Source organism: Bacillus sp. UNC41MFS5 (genome assembly GCF_000686805.1).
Genome location: NZ_KK366018.1, coordinates 102,545 through 119,076, shown reverse-complemented (window position 1 = coordinate 119,076; position 16,532 = coordinate 102,545). Strand labels below are relative to the sequence as shown.

Annotated in this window: 13 protein-coding genes; 3 read left to right on the top strand and 10 right to left on the bottom strand. The window is 38.9% G+C overall.

Annotated features, from left to right (window positions below; all coding sequences use genetic code 11):
• Window positions 1–3: 3 nt before the first annotated feature.
• On the bottom strand, window positions 4–2,388 hold the full coding sequence (gene nirB / locus BR30_RS0124110) for a nitrite reductase large subunit NirB (protein WP_026567239.1): 2,385 nt from the start codon (window positions 2,386–2,388) through the stop codon (window positions 4–6).
• 384 nt (window positions 2,389–2,772) lie between these two features.
• On the opposite strand from nirB, the gene BR30_RS0124100 reads away from it, so the two are divergent.
• Window positions 2,773–3,978: a nitrate/nitrite transporter gene (locus BR30_RS0124100; RefSeq protein WP_026567238.1), complete on the top strand. Its 1,206-nt coding sequence runs from the start codon at window positions 2,773–2,775 to the stop codon at window positions 3,976–3,978.
• Window positions 3,979–4,034: 56 nt separating this feature from the next.
• Here the strand turns inward: BR30_RS0124100 and BR30_RS0124095 are convergent, their stop codons facing one another.
• The 3 genes from BR30_RS0124095 to BR30_RS0124085 form a co-directional block, all read right to left on the bottom strand.
• Window positions 4,035–7,199, bottom strand: a complete 3,165-nt coding sequence (locus tag BR30_RS0124095) for an ATP-binding cassette domain-containing protein (RefSeq protein ID WP_026567237.1) — start codon at window positions 7,197–7,199, stop codon at window positions 4,035–4,037.
• A gap of 160 nt (window positions 7,200–7,359) precedes the next feature.
• Entirely contained in the window at window positions 7,360–7,491 is a 132-nt protein-coding gene (locus BR30_RS38540; RefSeq protein WP_269320646.1) for a hypothetical protein, read from the bottom strand.
• A 156-nt stretch (window positions 7,492–7,647) separates the two neighbouring features.
• On the bottom strand, window positions 7,648–8,520 hold the full coding sequence (locus BR30_RS0124085; protein ID WP_197032403.1) for a proline iminopeptidase-family hydrolase: 873 nt from the start codon (window positions 8,518–8,520) through the stop codon (window positions 7,648–7,650).
• A 681-nt stretch (window positions 8,521–9,201) separates the two neighbouring features.
• Between BR30_RS0124085 and BR30_RS0124080 the strand changes: the two genes are divergently transcribed.
• The gene (locus BR30_RS0124080; protein ID WP_026567235.1) at window positions 9,202–9,714 is read left to right on the top strand and encodes a DUF3231 family protein; all 513 of its coding nucleotides are present in this window, start codon (window positions 9,202–9,204) and stop codon (window positions 9,712–9,714) included.
• A gap of 135 nt (window positions 9,715–9,849) precedes the next feature.
• Window positions 9,850–11,802 (top strand): GTP-binding protein, encoded by a 1,953-nt coding sequence (locus tag BR30_RS0124075; protein WP_026567234.1) that lies wholly within the window; start codon window positions 9,850–9,852, stop codon window positions 11,800–11,802.
• A 24-nt stretch (window positions 11,803–11,826) separates the two neighbouring features.
• On the opposite strand, the gene BR30_RS38165 is transcribed toward BR30_RS0124075, so the two are convergent.
• The 6 genes from BR30_RS38165 to BR30_RS0124050 all read right to left on the bottom strand — a co-directional run bounded on the left by BR30_RS38165 (window position 11,827) and on the right by BR30_RS0124050 (window position 16,447).
• Entirely contained in the window at window positions 11,827–11,976 is a 150-nt protein-coding gene (locus tag BR30_RS38165; RefSeq protein ID WP_231507798.1) for a hypothetical protein, read from the bottom strand.
• A gap of 126 nt (window positions 11,977–12,102) precedes the next feature.
• The gene (locus BR30_RS0124070) at window positions 12,103–12,927 is read right to left on the bottom strand and encodes a pentapeptide repeat-containing protein (RefSeq protein WP_026567233.1); all 825 of its coding nucleotides are present in this window, start codon (window positions 12,925–12,927) and stop codon (window positions 12,103–12,105) included.
• An 87-nt stretch (window positions 12,928–13,014) separates the two neighbouring features.
• Window positions 13,015–14,220, bottom strand: coding sequence for an MFS transporter (locus BR30_RS0124065; protein ID WP_026567232.1), 1,206 nt, complete (start codon window positions 14,218–14,220; stop codon window positions 13,015–13,017).
• Window positions 14,221–14,421: 201 nt separating this feature from the next.
• On the bottom strand, window positions 14,422–15,153 hold the full coding sequence (locus tag BR30_RS0124060) for a DUF475 domain-containing protein (protein WP_026567231.1): 732 nt from the start codon (window positions 15,151–15,153) through the stop codon (window positions 14,422–14,424).
• Between the two features lie 293 nt (window positions 15,154–15,446).
• Complete coding sequence (locus BR30_RS0124055; RefSeq protein ID WP_026567230.1) at window positions 15,447–15,935, bottom strand: GNAT family N-acetyltransferase; 489 nt, start codon at window positions 15,933–15,935, stop codon at window positions 15,447–15,449.
• Between the two features lie 56 nt (window positions 15,936–15,991).
• Entirely contained in the window at window positions 15,992–16,447 is a 456-nt protein-coding gene (locus tag BR30_RS0124050; RefSeq protein WP_026567229.1) for a GNAT family N-acetyltransferase, read from the bottom strand.
• Window positions 16,448–16,532: the final 85 nt, after the last annotated feature.

The window sequence follows — 16,532 nt, the reverse complement described above, 5'->3', positions numbered from 1 at the left end:
TTTCTATTTTTGGCTGTTGATTTCCATTCCAGGCACTTGTTTTCCGCTGAACTTTTTGCGGAACATAGTATCCTTCTCTAAGCGAAGCAATAATTGCTGACGAAGTTCAAGATCAAAAATTACTTCTCTCACATGCACTAAACCGACTCTTTCGATCCATTGCCACGTACGTTCGAGGAAATTTGCTGTCTCACGGTAATATTGAATAAAAGCACAAATGATTTCTATTACAACCTGATTCTTCGTTTCCAGGCACAATAACTTTCCTTCACGTACATTTCGCCCGCTGCTGCCACCGACGTAAATTTCCCAGCCGAGCCCCGTTCCAATCACACCGATATCCTTGGTCGTTGAACCTGCGCCGTTATGCATACAAGCAGATACGCCCATGGTTACACGATACGGAGTTGTGAGAAATTCCAAACTTTTTTCGAGGGTGACAGCCAGTTCCATCGCTGAATGTTTGTCACAACGGCAAATATGTTCTCCAATACTCGTTTTTACATTTTGAACCATATTTCCATAAGTGGAACTTACCTCCATGTCTAAATCTGTCAATAAAGCAGACAAATCTTTTTTCTTCACTCCCATCAAATGGATTCTTTGTTCACTTGTGACAGCCAGATTTGTAATGCCGTACTTCTCAGCAACCGCGGCAATCTTCCCTAATTGTCCTGCTGTTGTTTTTCCGCCGTACATCTGAGGGATGACGGTGTATGTTCCGTCCTTCTGAATGATGGCGATCATTCGTTCGGAAATATATAGGTTTTCTTGCTGCCTCTCATATTCCGGATAGATCATGCCTAAATAATAGGCTAAGGCTGGCCTGCAGGCGGCACATCCTTCCTTATTCCCCCATGCAAGGACTTCCATCACTTCTTGTATCGTAGTCAAACCTTGCCATTGCATCTCGTAAACCACTTCATCCTCTGTAAGTGCTGTACAGGTGCACATTGATTTTTGTTCAATGACCTCATCAAATTCACCACTATGAATGTAGTTGAGTAAATCAGCTACTAATGGTTTACAGCCCCCGCAAGCCCCTGAAGCCTTGGTACATTTCTTCACTTCGTCGACAGTCGTTAATCCGTTTTTTTGAACCGCTTCAATAATGGCCCCTTTAGCGACTCCGTTGCAATTGCAAATCATTTCACTAGGGGCCATGGAAGCGACCGAATTCCCATCCCCATTTAATCCTTGAAAAAGAGTAACTTTCTCCAGGTCAGACACATCTTGTTTTTTCAAAATCATGTCTAGTAATCTTGTACGATCGCTTGTATCTCCAAATAAAACGGCGCCAACCATCTTAGATTCATCAAAAACTATTTTCTTATAAACACCATCTACCTCATCGTAAATCTTAAGTGACTTCAATCTTTCATCACATGAAAACTGTCCAACCGAAAACACATCCACTCCCGATATTTTTAATTGTGTCGAAAGGATAGTTCCTTCGTACCCTCTTCCTTCAAGTCCGCAAATCCGTTTTGCCAACACCTTCCCTTGGTCATAAAGAGGCTTAACCAACCCATAAACCATCCCCCGGTGTTCCACACACTCACCGACAGCATAAATATTAGGAATATTTGTTTCCATAAAATCATTGACGAGGATGGCTCGGTTCGTCGCTATTCCACTTTCCATTGCTAACTGGATATTGGGTCTCACCCCTGCAGCCATCACAACCAAATCAGCCGCCGCTTCGGTACCATCTTTAAAGGAAACTCTTTCCACTCGTTTGTTTCCGCGAATCTCCTTTGTATCTTTTTCAAAAAGGAAACGTAAGCCTTGCCTTTCTAATTCTGTTTGCAACAGTTTCGCAGCCGTTTCATCCAATTGTCTTTCCATTAAATAGCGGCCATTATGAACCACTGTTACTTCCATACCAAGATTAAGAAGACCTTTGGCAGCCTCTAATCCTAGGACTCCCCCTCCGATGACTACTGCTTTTTGATAATGGTTCGCTGTTTCCATCATTTTCTGACAATCTTCTATTGTCCGAAACGTAATTACTCCTTCTTTAGCTGAACCAGGTACAGGGAGTAGAAATGGCGCTGACCCTGTTGCGATAATAAGTCGATCATAGGAATGCTCTCGACCTTTATCGGTTAGCAACACTTGTTTTTCCGGATCGATTTTTATGACGGTTTCTCCTGTAAAGAGTTCAATATTCTGTTCGTCATACCAATTCCTATCATTGATTGTAATTTCGTCAAACGTGGTACTCCCCTGCAAAACAGATGATAATTGGATTCGATTATAGTTAAGGTGTGGTTCCGTTCCGAAAATTGTAATCTCAAAAAGGTCGGATGCTTCTCGTGAAATTTCCTCAATACATCGTACACCCGCCATTCCATTCCCTATCAATACGAGTTTTTGTTTATCCATTCTAAATACCCCCGCTAGTTAATTATGTTGGTCACAGCAATCATAAATATCACCTATTATTCCATAAAACTTAGGAAAAGGAATTTGTTGTGTAACATTTTCTAACACGATAAGTTTCCGTGTTAGAGTATCTAACATAAAAGGAGACATCTTCCTTCAACGTAGGCTATTGTTGAACAAAGCAAGAGAAACACAAATACCAAAGCAGGTTAAGGAGGAAAAGGGATGAAAAACAATATCAGTTTAGCTTCATTTTTGGTTTTACTAATAAGGGTAATGTTTTCAAAAGATAGCTGTTTTGAATGGTAATAATGATTAAATTACTGGTTTGAAAAATCACTATGATTCATACTAAAAATGTTTTCTAGAAAGGGGTACAACCTTATGAAGTTATCAGATTTAAGAAAAAGCGGACATACACCATCGTTAGCAGCTTCATTTTTATACTTTGATGTTAGTTTCATGATTTGGGTTATTTTAGGGGCTCTGGGGGTATATATTACAAAGGATTTTGGACTAACCCCCTCACAGAAGGGTTTTATCGTTGCACTTCCAATCTTAAGCGGATCGTTTTTCCGGATTATCCTGGGGGTTTTAACAGATCGAATCGGGCCACGGAAAACGGCAATCAGCGGGATGCTCGTGACCATCATCCCACTAGTATGGGGTTGGTTATTTGGTCAAACCTTAACTGAACTTTATATGATCGGGATTCTTCTTGGTGTGGCAGGTGCGAGTTTTGCTGCAGCCATCCCGATGGCAAGCAGATGGTACCCGCCGCATTTACAAGGGCTGGCAATGGGAATTGCCGGGGCTGGGAACAGCGGAACACTGTTTGCCACCTTATTTGGACCGCGAATAGCGGAACAAATGGGCTGGCACAATGTCTTGGGATTAGCACTTATACCTCTATTAATTGTATTTCTCTTGTATATCTTTTTGGCAAAAGATGCGCCGTCCCAACCAGCACCAAAACCAGTCATTGAATATTTGAAAGTTTTTAAACAAAAGGACACATGGTATTTTTGTTTGCTTTACAGTGTTACCTTCGGGGGATTTGTAGGTTTATCCAGTTTCCTAAGCATCTTTTTTGTGGATCAATATGATTTATCTAAAGTAACGGCAGGAGATTTTGTCACACTCTGTGTGGCAGCAGGGAGCTTTTTCCGCCCGGTTGGTGGTTTTATTGCTGATAAAATCGGCGGTGTCCGCCTTCTCACCTTTCTATTTATCGGTGTTGCGCTCAGTATGTTTGGCGTGAGCCAGCTCCCTCCTTTGGCTGTTGTGACCACTTTATTGTTCATCGGAATGCTCTGCTTGGGAATGGGAAATGGAGCAGTCTTTCAATTGGTTCCGCAGCGTTTTCAAGAAGAAATTGGGATGATAACTGGGATCGTAGGAGCGGCCGGCGGGGTTGGCGGATTTTTCGTTCCCAATATATTAGGAACTCTTAAAGAAGTAACTGGATCTTATGGAACGGGCTTTATGGTTTATACTGGGATTGGAGTTGCCGCATTAATAGTGTTATTTATAGCACAAGTGTCATGGCGAAAAACTTGGTCAACGAAGGAAGTCTCATTAAAAAATTAACACAAAACGCATTTGCCATTTATGGTGGCAAATGCGTTTATTTTTTTGCTCAAATATTACTTTTTTTGCTCAAGGTTTTGGTAAACCGCCATCATATCTCGCTTATTCAACTCACGAATACGATTGAAAATGGGAATCTCTGCGACAGATTCCATGCATTCTGGAACCACATCACTTACTTTTCCAGTCAACCATGTTTGCACATCAATACCTTCGACGATTTCTTTCCGCCCTTCGTCATTGATGCCGCTTGCAGAACATCGCACACATGGGATGGATAATTTATGGACGCCATCATGGAGATTATCTTCTGAAATGACTTTCTTCCCTTTACAAAATGGACAGGGAAGACTCGCCTTAATTTTGTTAATTTGTGTAACAATTTTTTTGTATCCAAACGCCTCATACACATAGGTGAGTTTCTTGTATTTACCATTGGTGAAATACTTATCAATGATCGTTTCTCTCGTTTCGAAGATGTTAGCAAAATCACAAATGGTGAGTTGATTCTTGCTGATAATGGATTCCACATTGCCTTTAATACTGCCCCAGAAAGGTAAGGCATTTTGTAAAACCACTTCATAGTGGGAAAAGCTTGCAAGTTCTAGTTCAAGCATTTTCAGCGCAACTTGTATTTCCCGAGGAAGTAACGAGACATCTTCGGTTAGTGTCATTTCGCCGCCAACAATCGCTTTTAGCTTTTCGAGTTCTGGTAACTTCCCGACTATTTTTAAAACTTGATCAATCGGCAGCTGAATAAGGTCGCGAATATCCGTATCCCCAAATAATAGTTTTTTATGATGTTTAAGCACGGTTCCTTGACAAACTGGACAGGTAATCATTTCTTTGGATGCCTTCATCTGCTCTTTAATAATCGATTTCGAAATAAACATATAACGCCCAATGATGAAATTAAAGCCTTCCCATGTTCTCGAAGCCTTGCCCGCTTTATCATAAAAGGACTTTTCCCAATATCCATATAAAAAGGTATGCTTTTCTGCTTCTGTCATCTCATTAAAGCTTTTACTAATGTCTTGACCAAGTTCATTCTTGATCTCATCAAAGAGAAATTGCAATTTTGGATATTGATAGTATTTTAATACTTCCATCACGTCCGGATGTAATAAGCCATCCCAAAATGGTACGGTTTTGTCTTGAATGACCACATCAAAATCAAATTTTTCAATGACCCGGCGCCCAGAACAGGATGGACAATGATTGTCTTGATGATAGAAATCGAAGCTTCTTGTATCTTTATTGATTGGATGAGCAGCCACGATATGGTTGATCAATCCCCCTATCTCATAGAGAAAACTATATTGACTATATAAATGCCTTTCAAGATCAATGGCGATGACGGGTGCAATGGTGTCAGATTCGTATTCAGCATAAATCAGACGAGCCATTGATGATAAGCTTTTTAAGATGCCGCCCTTATAGATGTTTTCTGCATTCTTAAAATAGCTCATATGATTTTCTGTTAAGTAGTGAATGCCGGTTTTTGACTTAAGAGTGGAAGAAATTTGCTCTGGTGACACTTCAACTTCTTTGTTTCTTTGGCGATAATACTCGTCATGACTGGCAACATCAAGATGTTCCACAGGTTCAAGCTGTCTTTTACCAAAATCAACGATAAAATCAGAGCTATCTAACATATAGTCATTATGTTCAATCATCATGATGGAAACAGTAGCATCTTCAAGGATAACTCTTACACTATCAATAAATTGGTTTAAAATATTTTGAGATAACCCTTTTGAAGGTTCATCAAAAATAAACATCGTATGTGGATGTCTTGAGCTCCCAAACAGCTCCGAAACTAAGTGAACACATTGAAATTCACCCGTCGATAAGGTTTGTGTCTTTCTTTCCAACGTTAAATACCCAAGACCCAGTTTGATCAATAAGCTCAAACGTTTATGTGCGATATCCTCATTTGGCAGCTCATCGATAATATCCTCAATCGAACGCTGAAAAATATCATCAATTTCTTCACTATATTTTGTAAGTTTCTTTTTTATATCAAGAAATGTCGCAACGGTTGACCGGCTGGTAATGGATTGATTTCGGTCTTGCCCCACAATGACCAGTTTATCTTTTGGATAGCGCTGCAGAAAATCTTTTGCGATACACTCATTAACCAGTGTAGATTTCCCACACCCAGATTCCCCTGTAAAAGTTACCAATCTATTTTTCGGGATCTGAATTTCAGCCATTTGGATATTGCGACAGTAAAGGTCCTTAAATTGATAGTATTCTGTTGGATTGTCCTGGATCCGGTCCCACAGAATAGGCTTAGGACGTGGTGATTCCTCGACAATTTTACCTCCATATTTGCCACTGCCAGGGCCAAAGAACAATTGTTCGTCAGTAGCGTCAAGGACCGTATCCGAATGATCAATCAGCCAAATTTGATTCTTATAGCCTAATTGTTTGATCTGTTCTAGGATTTTCAATAATGTTTGACGATCCAGACCAACGGAGATTTCATCAATAATAATAACGGTATCAACACTTGCTGCCATGAATTCAGCCAGGTAAAGTCGTGTTAATTCTCCTCCTGACAAAGTACCTATGATCCGATCTAGTGTTAAATAACCAATATTCATATTGATAATATTTTGAAGAATATGTTGTTTAGCCTCACTAATATGTAATACGTCTGATAGGGACAGAATGGATTCAATACTTAAGTTATTGATATCGGAAATACTATGTAGTTGATCAAATAATTCAATTTTATATTGCTCCACTTCTTGATTAAAGCGCTTCCCATTGCACTTGGGACATTCGACATTTTTCGTGGTTCCGCGTCCTTTACAAGCCGAACACCAGCCTAATTCATTATTAAAGGAAAATACTTCTGGTGACAGATTATATTTCTGAGCTATACATTCTCGAATTTCTTTAAAAACGCCAGTATGAGTGCCGATGGTTGACCGGGGATTGGATGAAATCGATGATTTTCCGAGAAAAAGGACCAAAGGTATCTCTTTCATCTTAATGGCACTAAAATTGGTTTCCATGATATTGGAAAATAAGTACTGATATTCAGACTTTGGCAATAAAGAAACGAGTCGCTTTTTGGATTCTTCACCAATCGTTTGACAAAACGTTGTTTTACCAGATCCAGACAAACCGGCAATTCCTAGTGATTTATCAATAGGTAGTTCTGCATTTAATTTGTTAATATTATTGGCAATTAATTCATTTATTTTCATCGTTATTTCCTCTGGATTCTGTAAATTTACTCATTTCATGTTAACACAAGTACTTATTCAAACAAATAAAAACTCGTCCAAAAATCAACGAGTTTTTTGATTTATTATAATTTTCAGCTCAAGTAGTCATTACCATCTTCAAAAGGAAGATCTCTTTTTATTAAAACCACAATCTTAAATGATAGTCATATTCATAGATATCAACTTTTTCTTCCTCTTCTTTTTTAGGGTTACATTCATCACAAGGTTCTTCCGCCTGGTTATGTTTACATTGTTCAAATAAAAGTTCCATGGTTATGTCCCCTTTCGCTCTTCTTACTTTTTATTTTACTGGAAGCGTTTTCATTTGTCTTGTGGTTTTTATTGGAAATCATTAATAAGGTAAGGAGAGGGCGCTTCACATAAAGTAAAAACGCCCTCCCCAATGATTTTAATCAAGTTTTTGAATTTAAAGAGAGTCACTTTTTCTCAGGCAGTCCCCTGACACTCTCAAAAACTCATCCGGCTCCTCCACATACGGCATATGAGCACTGTGCTCATAGACATGGAACGATGAACCTGGAGTTAAACTGCTGTAGTACTGTGTTGTTTCTGGAGTAGCCTCATCAAACCGACCGCAAGTATATAGTGTTGGACAGGTGATTTCCTTTAACTGTGCTGTACAATCAAATTCTTTCAAATTCCCGAGAACGGTAAATTCAGAAGGTCCCCACATGATATTGTATACTTCAGGATTTCTATTTTGAGAGCCTTTCTTTAACCATTCTGGATATGGATCTAAACGGCAGACAAAGGTTTTGTTAAATTCTTCTGTTGCCTTTTTAAAATCCTCTGAATCAGTCGTACCATTTTCTTCGCATCTTTTAATGGTTTCCTGAATTTCTTGAGGCAACTTCTCAAGGTTACGTCTTTGATCCTGCTCCCATAAAGGGGCACTTAAACATGGACTTGAAAAAATAACACTTTTCACACCATTAGGTTTGGTCAAGCAATAGGCTGCTGCGAGCGTTGTCCCCCAGGAATGGCCAAGAATATGCACTTCTTTAAGCTTGAGGGCTTGTCTCACCTGGCCCAACTCCTCAACAAATCTTTCAATTCTCCATAATGTTGGATCAGTTGGCCGATCTGATTTCCCGCATCCTAATTGATCGTAAAAGATTACGGGCCGTTCCTCTGACAGAGCCTTTAAACCTTGAAGCGAATAGCAGGATGATCCTGGCCCACCGTGCAGAATAATTACCGGAGTTCCTTCAGCGTTTTTATTAAAAAGTTGATACGCAACCCTTCCCCCGGTTACATCAATGTATCCTTCTTCGAGCATATTCATTCCCCTTTATTTGTTTATGTTCCTTTAATTCAGTGTTTCGACATCAAGATTAAAAAACCCTGTTTTTATATTTGAAAATCACTAGGTATAGTATAAGTTAGTAGGGAAATGAATCAGGTTAGTTGTTTTTCTTGTTTTAGGACGTTTCGTTGATCATATTTCCGAGGGCAATATAGGTCTGCTGGCAGGACCAATCATATTAAGTTCTCTAACCTCTTTTATTTTGCATTCTCTGATCAAATTTAATCATATTAATATAAATAATAGAGTATTTATGATTTTTTTACATACGAAAGGTAGCCTAACTGGTAATTAGTTCTTTCTAACGGCGGATTATAAGGTTCTATCAGCGAATTCTACGGTTTAATCAGCGAATTTATACATTCAATCAGCGGATTTTTAGATTCTATCAGCGAATATATATAAATGGCAATTTTCCTTTAAAAATGAGCAAAAAAAACAACCTTTTCAGGGTTTTATGGGATTGGCTAAACCTCGCAGTCACGTTCATTAATATGGATTGAATTCATATTTCGGACATGTCTTTTATTTTCTTCCAACAAAAAAGCAACTACATGAAGTTTTGATTATCCGGACAATATATAGAGGTGCTGTGTTAAAGGGAAGGTGGCACTTTGTATGAATAAACTTACTTATACACTGAGGAGGGCAACGATGGGAATATTAAGTGGAAATCCGAAAGAAGAGCCATTGCACTACGGTGAAGTCTTTGATATTTGGTCATCACAATTAGTTGGAAACGGTATGATTGCTGGATATCAGACGTTGTTAAATCATGCCGGTGACGATGATTTAAAGAAATTATTAGTTGAAGCAATTGAAATCGGCCAGCAGGAAAAGAAACAAGTGGAAGAACTTTTAAAAGAAAATGGTATTGGCTTACCACCAGCAGCACCTGAGCCTCCTGAAGCATGCCTAGAAGAAATTCCTGTTGGAGCAAGAATTCCCGACCCGGCTATTGCAGCAACACTTTCTGCTGATATAGCAGCCGGTTTAGTATTATGCAGTCAGGCAATCGGTAAATCAATAAGAGAAGATGTAGCATTGATGTATGCGCAATTTCATAATCAAAAGGTTGCGCTTGGAGGAAAGGTCCTGCGTTTAAATAAAGAAAAAGGCTGGTTAATCCCCCCTCCATTACACCTTAATAAACACCACGATTGTTAAAAATATGTCGTTTAAGAAACACGGTTATCTTTAGCCGTGTTTTTCTTTTTTTATACACGTAATTATCAAGTAACATGGGAAACTGTTTTGCTATAATAATTATGATATATAGATAGTAACATTAGAGGTGGCACAATGAAAAAAACGATAGGAATGTTTGCTCACGTCGATGCTGGAAAAACAACATTGGCAGAACAGCTGCTCTACCATACGAAAACGATTAGACAAAGAGGTCGTGTCGATCATCAGGATACCTTTCTTGATACACATCACATAGAAAAACAACGAGGAATTACAGTATTTGCCGATCAGGCGGTGTTTTCATATAACGAATCCACCTATTATCTGATAGATACTCCTGGACATGTCGACTTTTCACCCGAAATGGAACGGGCGATTCAAGTGATGGATTACGCCATAGTGATTATTAGTGCGGTAGAAGGAATTGAAGGACACACAGAAACCGTTTGGAATCTCTCGCAAAAACATCATGTCCCAACATTTTTCTTTATCAACAAAATTGATCGTGTGGGTGCCGATGCCGCACGAGTTTTAAACGAAATTCGCAGCTACTTAACAACAGAGGTTTTTGATATCACTGACACTTTGACGGATGGAGAAATGAATGACGAACTGATTGAATTTATTGCTGAGCGGAATGAATCCCTTTTGGAAATATACATGGAGTCCGGATATCAACCCCAACTTTGGTTAGAAACGATGAGGAAACTTGTAAAAGAGCATCAGCTTTTCCCTTGTGCTATTGGATCTGCTTTACAAGATATCGGTGTTGAAAGCTTTCTTGAAAAACTGGACCTATTAACTATTACAAATTATCCAAATGAAGAACCCTTTGCCGGACGTGTCTACAAAATTCGCTATGATGAAAAAGGAACACGAATGACGTTTATTAAGGCACTGCGTGGGACATTAAAAGTAAGGGATGAATTAAATTACAGTGTGGATGAGAACCTTCTCCACGAGAAAATTACTCAAATTAGACTTTATAACGGAAATAAATTTAAAACGGCCGACCAAGTATCGGCAGGAGATATTTTTGCTGTAATAGGATTGTCGGCCGCTTCAGCTGGAGATGGTTTGGGGTCATTAGAAGAAAGAGCGGAATACGAGATGGTTTCTGCGCTAAAGTCCAAGGTTTTATTCGAACCATCGATGAATGTGAAAGAAGTGTTAAGGTATTTTAACATGTTAAATGCTGAAGACCCTGCTTTAAATGTCAGCTGGGAAGAACGCACCCAAGAGATCCACATCCATGTCATGGGGGTCATTCAACTTGAAGTTCTAAAACATGTAATTAAGGAACGCTTTTCTTTTGATGTCTCATTTGCAGATCCGGAAATCTTATATAAAGAAACAATTGATTCAACGGTTATCGGTTATGGTCATTTTGAGCCACTTGGCCATTATGCCGAAGTACATCTTAAATTAGAGCCTTGTGGGAGAAACACTGGAATTTCTTTCGAAAGTGTGTGTCATACCGATGATTTACCTGTTGGGACACAGAACGTTATTCAAAATCACCTGTTTGAAAGAGATCATCATGGATTACTAACTGGGTCTCCCCTTACCGACCTGAAGATAACCTTGGAAACTGGACGGGCCCATGTCAAACATACTTCTGGCGGGGACTTTAGGGAAGCAGCTTTCCGCGCTTTGCGGCAAGGTCTTGAAAAAGCAAACAATATTCTGCTGGAACCATTTTATGATTTTAAAATCCGATTGAATTTAGAACATATGGGAAAAGTGTTAACAGACATTCAAAATGCGCACGGCAGCTTTAATCCTCCGATGACCGAAGGAAATAAAACCATATTAACTGGCAAAGTTCCTGTTGCTACCTTTATGAATTATGGCCCTCAGTTCTCCTCGATTACGCAAGGGAAAGGCTCTCTAAATCTAGTTTTTGGCGGTTATTACCCTTGCCATAATCAAAATGAAGTTATGGAAAGAATTAATTACAAAAAGGATGCAGATCCGGAATACACATCGTCTTCCATCTTTTGCTCCAAAGGACAAGGCTATTCCGTGCCATGGGATGAAGTGGAAAGTGAAATGCATTGCTTGTAGGGTTGGGTAGGGGGTAAGAACAGTCTATTGACGACCGTCTCTTCTTATTTTCGAAAGTTTCGGTCGTCTATACCCTTTATTATCGACCGTCTCTTCAATTTTTCGATAGATTCGGTAGGCAAGAACCTCTATTGACGACCGTCTCTTCAATTTTTCGAAAGTTTCGGTCGTCAAGAACCTCTATTGACGACCGTCTCTTCAACTTTTCAATAAATTCGGTCGTCAAGAACCTCTATTGACGACCGTCCCTTCTCATTTTTCAAAACTTCGGTCGACAATCCTCCTCAGATTATCATAATCTTAATCTGCTATCCAATGAGCAGGTCTTTTTAAGTCAGATGGTAATTTAGTTGTACGATCTCCCTTTGCTGAATTGACTTGAGCTTGCGTCAGAAATAAACTATCTGTTAGATTAGCCCCGCTTAAATCAGCATCTCTTAAGTCGGCGCCAATCAAATCTGCCTTTCGCAAATCTGATTTCCTTAAATCCGCTGCAATAAGCAACGCACCTCTTAAATTAGTTCCTCTAAGGTCTGCTCCTTTTAACTTTGCTCCAATGAAGACTCTCTTTTTTATGTTTTTCTTTGACGAAATCTTAGCACGTACAAGTTCACTTGTGCGGAGAAGTAACTCATTTACCATTGCTCTATGGGCAGGAACATTTAACGCAATGATGGATGGAGGACTTAGAGTTGTAAGCTGCTCCGTTTCTTCTAATACAGACATCAATTCTTTTGAAATAGGCTGCGCCTCTTCTAAACTTAGTGCTTCATTCAAGTAACAAAGCATCTCATGAAGTTGCTGCATAATCGGAAATACTTCAAACATTTCTTTAGCTAAAGATGGATCATCTCGCCAATCTTGGCCCTTATAGGTAATTTGCGAAACTTTTTGACCTGCGCCAAAACACTCATATCCAACGCAGCCTCTATATCCTTCGTTTCTAAGATTCTTATGTATCCCACAACGGAAATCGGATTGCAAATTTGGACATGGGGTACCTGCTTCTTTATCCACGGCAAAGTCAGCAGATTTCGCATAAGGCAAAGCCACACAGCACAACCCAAAACAATTCAAACAATCCGCACGTAAATGATCATTATTTTTTATAAGTTGACTAGACAATCAAACCCCTCCTACTATTCTTCTAATTTACCACAAAAAACCTCTTATCCGAAAAATATGATAAGAGGTTTTTCACATGAAGTCTATTTAGGTTAAAGCTTTTCGTTTAAGCGCACGGCTGTTTAAATTTTTCTCATTCCAATAGGCCATTCCGCAGGCGATTAATAATAAAATGCCTGTTACGATAAAGACACTTTGAACAGGGAAAATCCCACCGAGGAAACCACCAATAATCGGGCCAATCATCCCGCCAATTTGGTTGGCGGTTTGGTTCAAACTAAATGCCCGGCCACGGAAATCCTCAGGTGTTGATTTTACAACAAGACCATTGAGCGCTGGGAAGACCGCACAGAAAAATATTCCAAACACAAAGCGCATCAATGAAAATCCCCAAATTTGACTGAATAGTATTTGAGTGATTGTTCCGATTCCACCGCCTAGTAAACCAATAAATAAAACTCGTTGAAAGCCCACTTTGTCTGCCCATTTCCCCCAAAAAGGAGCAAATAGCGCACTTGCAATACCTGGAAGTGAGAACACCACTCCCGCTAATAATGAGGCATTTTCGGAAGACCCTCCCAATTTTACGATATATAAAGGGAGTACAGGTTCGATTGTCATAATGGAACAGCTTGTAACAACCGTGAGAATGAGAACGAGGAAAAATGGACGATTCGTTAAGGCCAGTTTAAAATCATTTTTAACAGACCCACGAACTTTACTAGGAGTAAAATTTTCCTCCACTACCCAAAAAATGATTAGAAGTGTAGCAAGGAAAACGATCATCCCTGCACTGGCAAAAGCCCAGCGATTTCCCACCAAATGAGAAATCCCACCACCTAGCAAGGGACCAAGAATACTTCCTGAGGCGGAAGCTGACGAAATAAGGGAAAGTGCATAACCCACTTTGTTACCTGGTGTATTGGTACCAATCAAAGCGATGGCACCAGGAATGAATCCACTTAATAATCCTTGCAAGATTCGTAGAACTAATATCTGATAAGGATTGGTGACAAAGGCCATTAACGTATAGATGGCAAAGAGGACAAAGCCGGCCCGAATAATCATCGGTTTCCGCCCATATTTATCAGCCATCCTGCCCCAAAACGGTGAGGCGATTGCCCCTGAAAAGAAGGCTGCACTAAATAACAATCCTGACCACAATTCCGTATGTTCATGTACGCCAATTTGCAACAGGAAAATTGGCAAAAAGGGAATGACCATGGAAAAGCTTGCTGCTGTAAAAAAGACTCCGATCCAAAGTACCCACAAATTTCGTTTCCAGTTTAGCATGCTACTCCATCTCCCAAAGCTTAAATATATTTAGAAAATTTATCCGTTTGTAATATATGGTCTATAATAACATACTAGTCAATTATTTTCATTTCCGAAATATTCGCAGTTAGAAATTTCACCAAAATAATATACATGTAGATTCTGCTTGCAAAACAAGAAACCATCCAAATGAATGGATGGTTTCTGATATGGTACCGATTACAATGTTTTTTCATTCCCAGAATTTTTCCTTACAAAATGAACAAGGAATGTTCCCGAGAACACAGCAATTAAGATAGAAAAGAAGACAAATTCATCTAATTGGTACCCAAATGCAGAGATAATCATTTTAATAGCAATAATAGCTATTAAAATAAAGGCCGTGATTTCCACTTCAGGAACTTTTTCAATTAACACTAAGAATAGTTGAGCTACCCCACGCATCATTAAGATCCCAATTACCCCGCCAATAAATAAAACCCATTCCTGATTAGAGACACCAAATGCCGCAATCACACTATCCAGACTAAAAGCAATGTCCATAAGTTCCACAGTTAAAACCGTTCGCCAAAACCCCATTTTATTATTTTGAACTTCACCCTCACTGTCATTGTCCTTGACAAAATTTTGAATAACAATCCAAAGTAAGTAATGCCCCCCGACAATTTTTATCCAATTAATATTAATTAAAGTAACACCTATTCCAATCGCAATTATACGAAAAAGATATGCCCCAAAAATACCGTAGAACAATGCTTTTTTTCGTTGATTCTTAGGTAATTTCTTCACTAATACAGCTAGAACGAGGGCGTTATCAGCTGATAATAACCCTTCTAGAATAACAAGAGTCCCTATTACACCCCAACTCGTTGGGTTCATAAAAACATTCTTGAGGGCTTCTAGTGAAAAAAATGTACTATAGCTACTGATTATTTCATGTAGAAACTCCATTTTTTCTCCCTTTCCTCGCTCCATTTTTATCATTGACATAAGACATGTCCATATTGTGCTTGTAGTGCTTGTACCTCAATTTGGCGATGTTCTAACATCCTCATTTAAATGTATGTAACGAATTAAGATAAATGAACCAAAACATCCCTAACCTTGATCTCAAAATCAATAAAAGTTGAGAATATCCAATGATTGCTCAAAATTGGTTATTCTCAACTAGAGGATAAAAAAAGATTCGAGAGCGTGTGAACTTCGAATCTTTTTTTTGTGCTTTATTTTTGATTTAATGAAAATTAACCTATCATTTTACACATGTTGTACCATGTAACTCCCCCATGTGTGGAAGCGGACACACCGAAATTACGGTAACCTAACTTTTCATAGAAACGGATTAAATCCTGTTTACAAGTAAGTGTAATCGTTTCGCGGTTGTTTGTTCTTGCTTCTTTTTCAAGATGGGCTAGTAAGGCAGCCGCTATACCGTGTCTTTGAAAATGAGGAGACACCGCTAGTCCTAAAATACTTTGATGACCACCCTTTGCTGGATTTCTCTTGGTTATACTAAATAAATCATCTGTGATGAATTCATTATCAATCACGGGACCATTGACTAATCCTGCGATTTTTCCATCCACTTCGGCAACAAAAAAACTATCTGGAATCAGTTCAATTCTCTTTTCGAACGCATTTTTCGTTGCTGCTTCTTCTTTTGAAAAACATAGATTTTCTATAATCACCAGCTGAGTCAAATCTCCCATTTTTACATTTCTTATCATGATCATACTATCAATCCTCCAACTATACTAATTATATTAATATTTTTTCATTAAATGATTGATCATTTATAAAGCCTGATATAATGTGAATAGTTGGGATTCCCGATGCTTTTTAGAAATCCAAGCGAATTATAAAAAAGATCCCCAGTCACAGTATCTGTATGGAGAACTACTTCTTTAAAGGTTCTTCTTACGTCAAATAGGATCTTGTTTATTAAGAATCTGCCAACTCCTTTTCTTCGATACTCCTTTAAAACATAAAATCTTCTGAGGCGTCCTATTTCGGGGTCATTAGAATATGGATCAATATTTATTCCGCCAATTGCTATTAAAGCATTATTCTCGTTGAAAACACCGTATAGGCCCTCGCCTCTTTTATTAAACGTGTTTTTACCATTTTGATAATCATTAACCAATCGACCGATAAACCGAAAACCTTCTTCGTTGCTTTCCATCAATAATGGAGATAACTCAATCGTAGGAAGGTTGGTTATTTTCTCAATCCTAAATTCCAGCATAACAGGCCTCCGTTCGTTAACTGCATAAATGCCGCTGATATTATTATAAAACATCGCCTCTCCTAATAGAGGTATAGGCGGCCCA

Bases quoted from the DNA above. Each gene is read 5' to 3' on its own strand.
- nirB (WP_026567239.1), bottom strand. From the start codon at position 2,388: ATGGATAAACAAAAACTCGTATTGATAGGGAATGGAATGGCGGGTGTA.
- BR30_RS0124100 (WP_026567238.1), top strand. From the start codon at position 2,773: ATGAAGTTATCAGATTTAAGAAAAAGCGGACATACACCATCGTTAGCA.
- BR30_RS0124095 (WP_026567237.1), bottom strand. From the start codon at position 7,199: ATGAAAATAAATGAATTAATTGCCAATAATATTAACAAATTAAATGCA.
- BR30_RS38540 (WP_269320646.1), bottom strand. From the start codon at position 7,491: ATGGAACTTTTATTTGAACAATGTAAACATAACCAGGCGGAAGAACCT.
- BR30_RS0124085 (WP_197032403.1), bottom strand. From the start codon at position 8,520: ATGCTCGAAGAAGGATACATTGATGTAACCGGGGGAAGGGTTGCGTAT.
- BR30_RS0124080 (WP_026567235.1), top strand. From the start codon at position 9,202: ATGGGAATATTAAGTGGAAATCCGAAAGAAGAGCCATTGCACTACGGT.
- BR30_RS0124075 (WP_026567234.1), top strand. From the start codon at position 9,850: ATGAAAAAAACGATAGGAATGTTTGCTCACGTCGATGCTGGAAAAACA.
- BR30_RS0124065 (WP_026567232.1), bottom strand. From the start codon at position 14,220: ATGCTAAACTGGAAACGAAATTTGTGGGTACTTTGGATCGGAGTCTTT.
- BR30_RS0124060 (WP_026567231.1), bottom strand. From the start codon at position 15,153: ATGGAGTTTCTACATGAAATAATCAGTAGCTATAGTACATTTTTTTCA.
- BR30_RS0124055 (WP_026567230.1), bottom strand. From the start codon at position 15,935: ATGATCATGATAAGAAATGTAAAAATGGGAGATTTGACTCAGCTGGTG.
- BR30_RS0124050 (WP_026567229.1), bottom strand. From the start codon at position 16,447: ATGCTGGAATTTAGGATTGAGAAAATAACCAACCTTCCTACGATTGAG.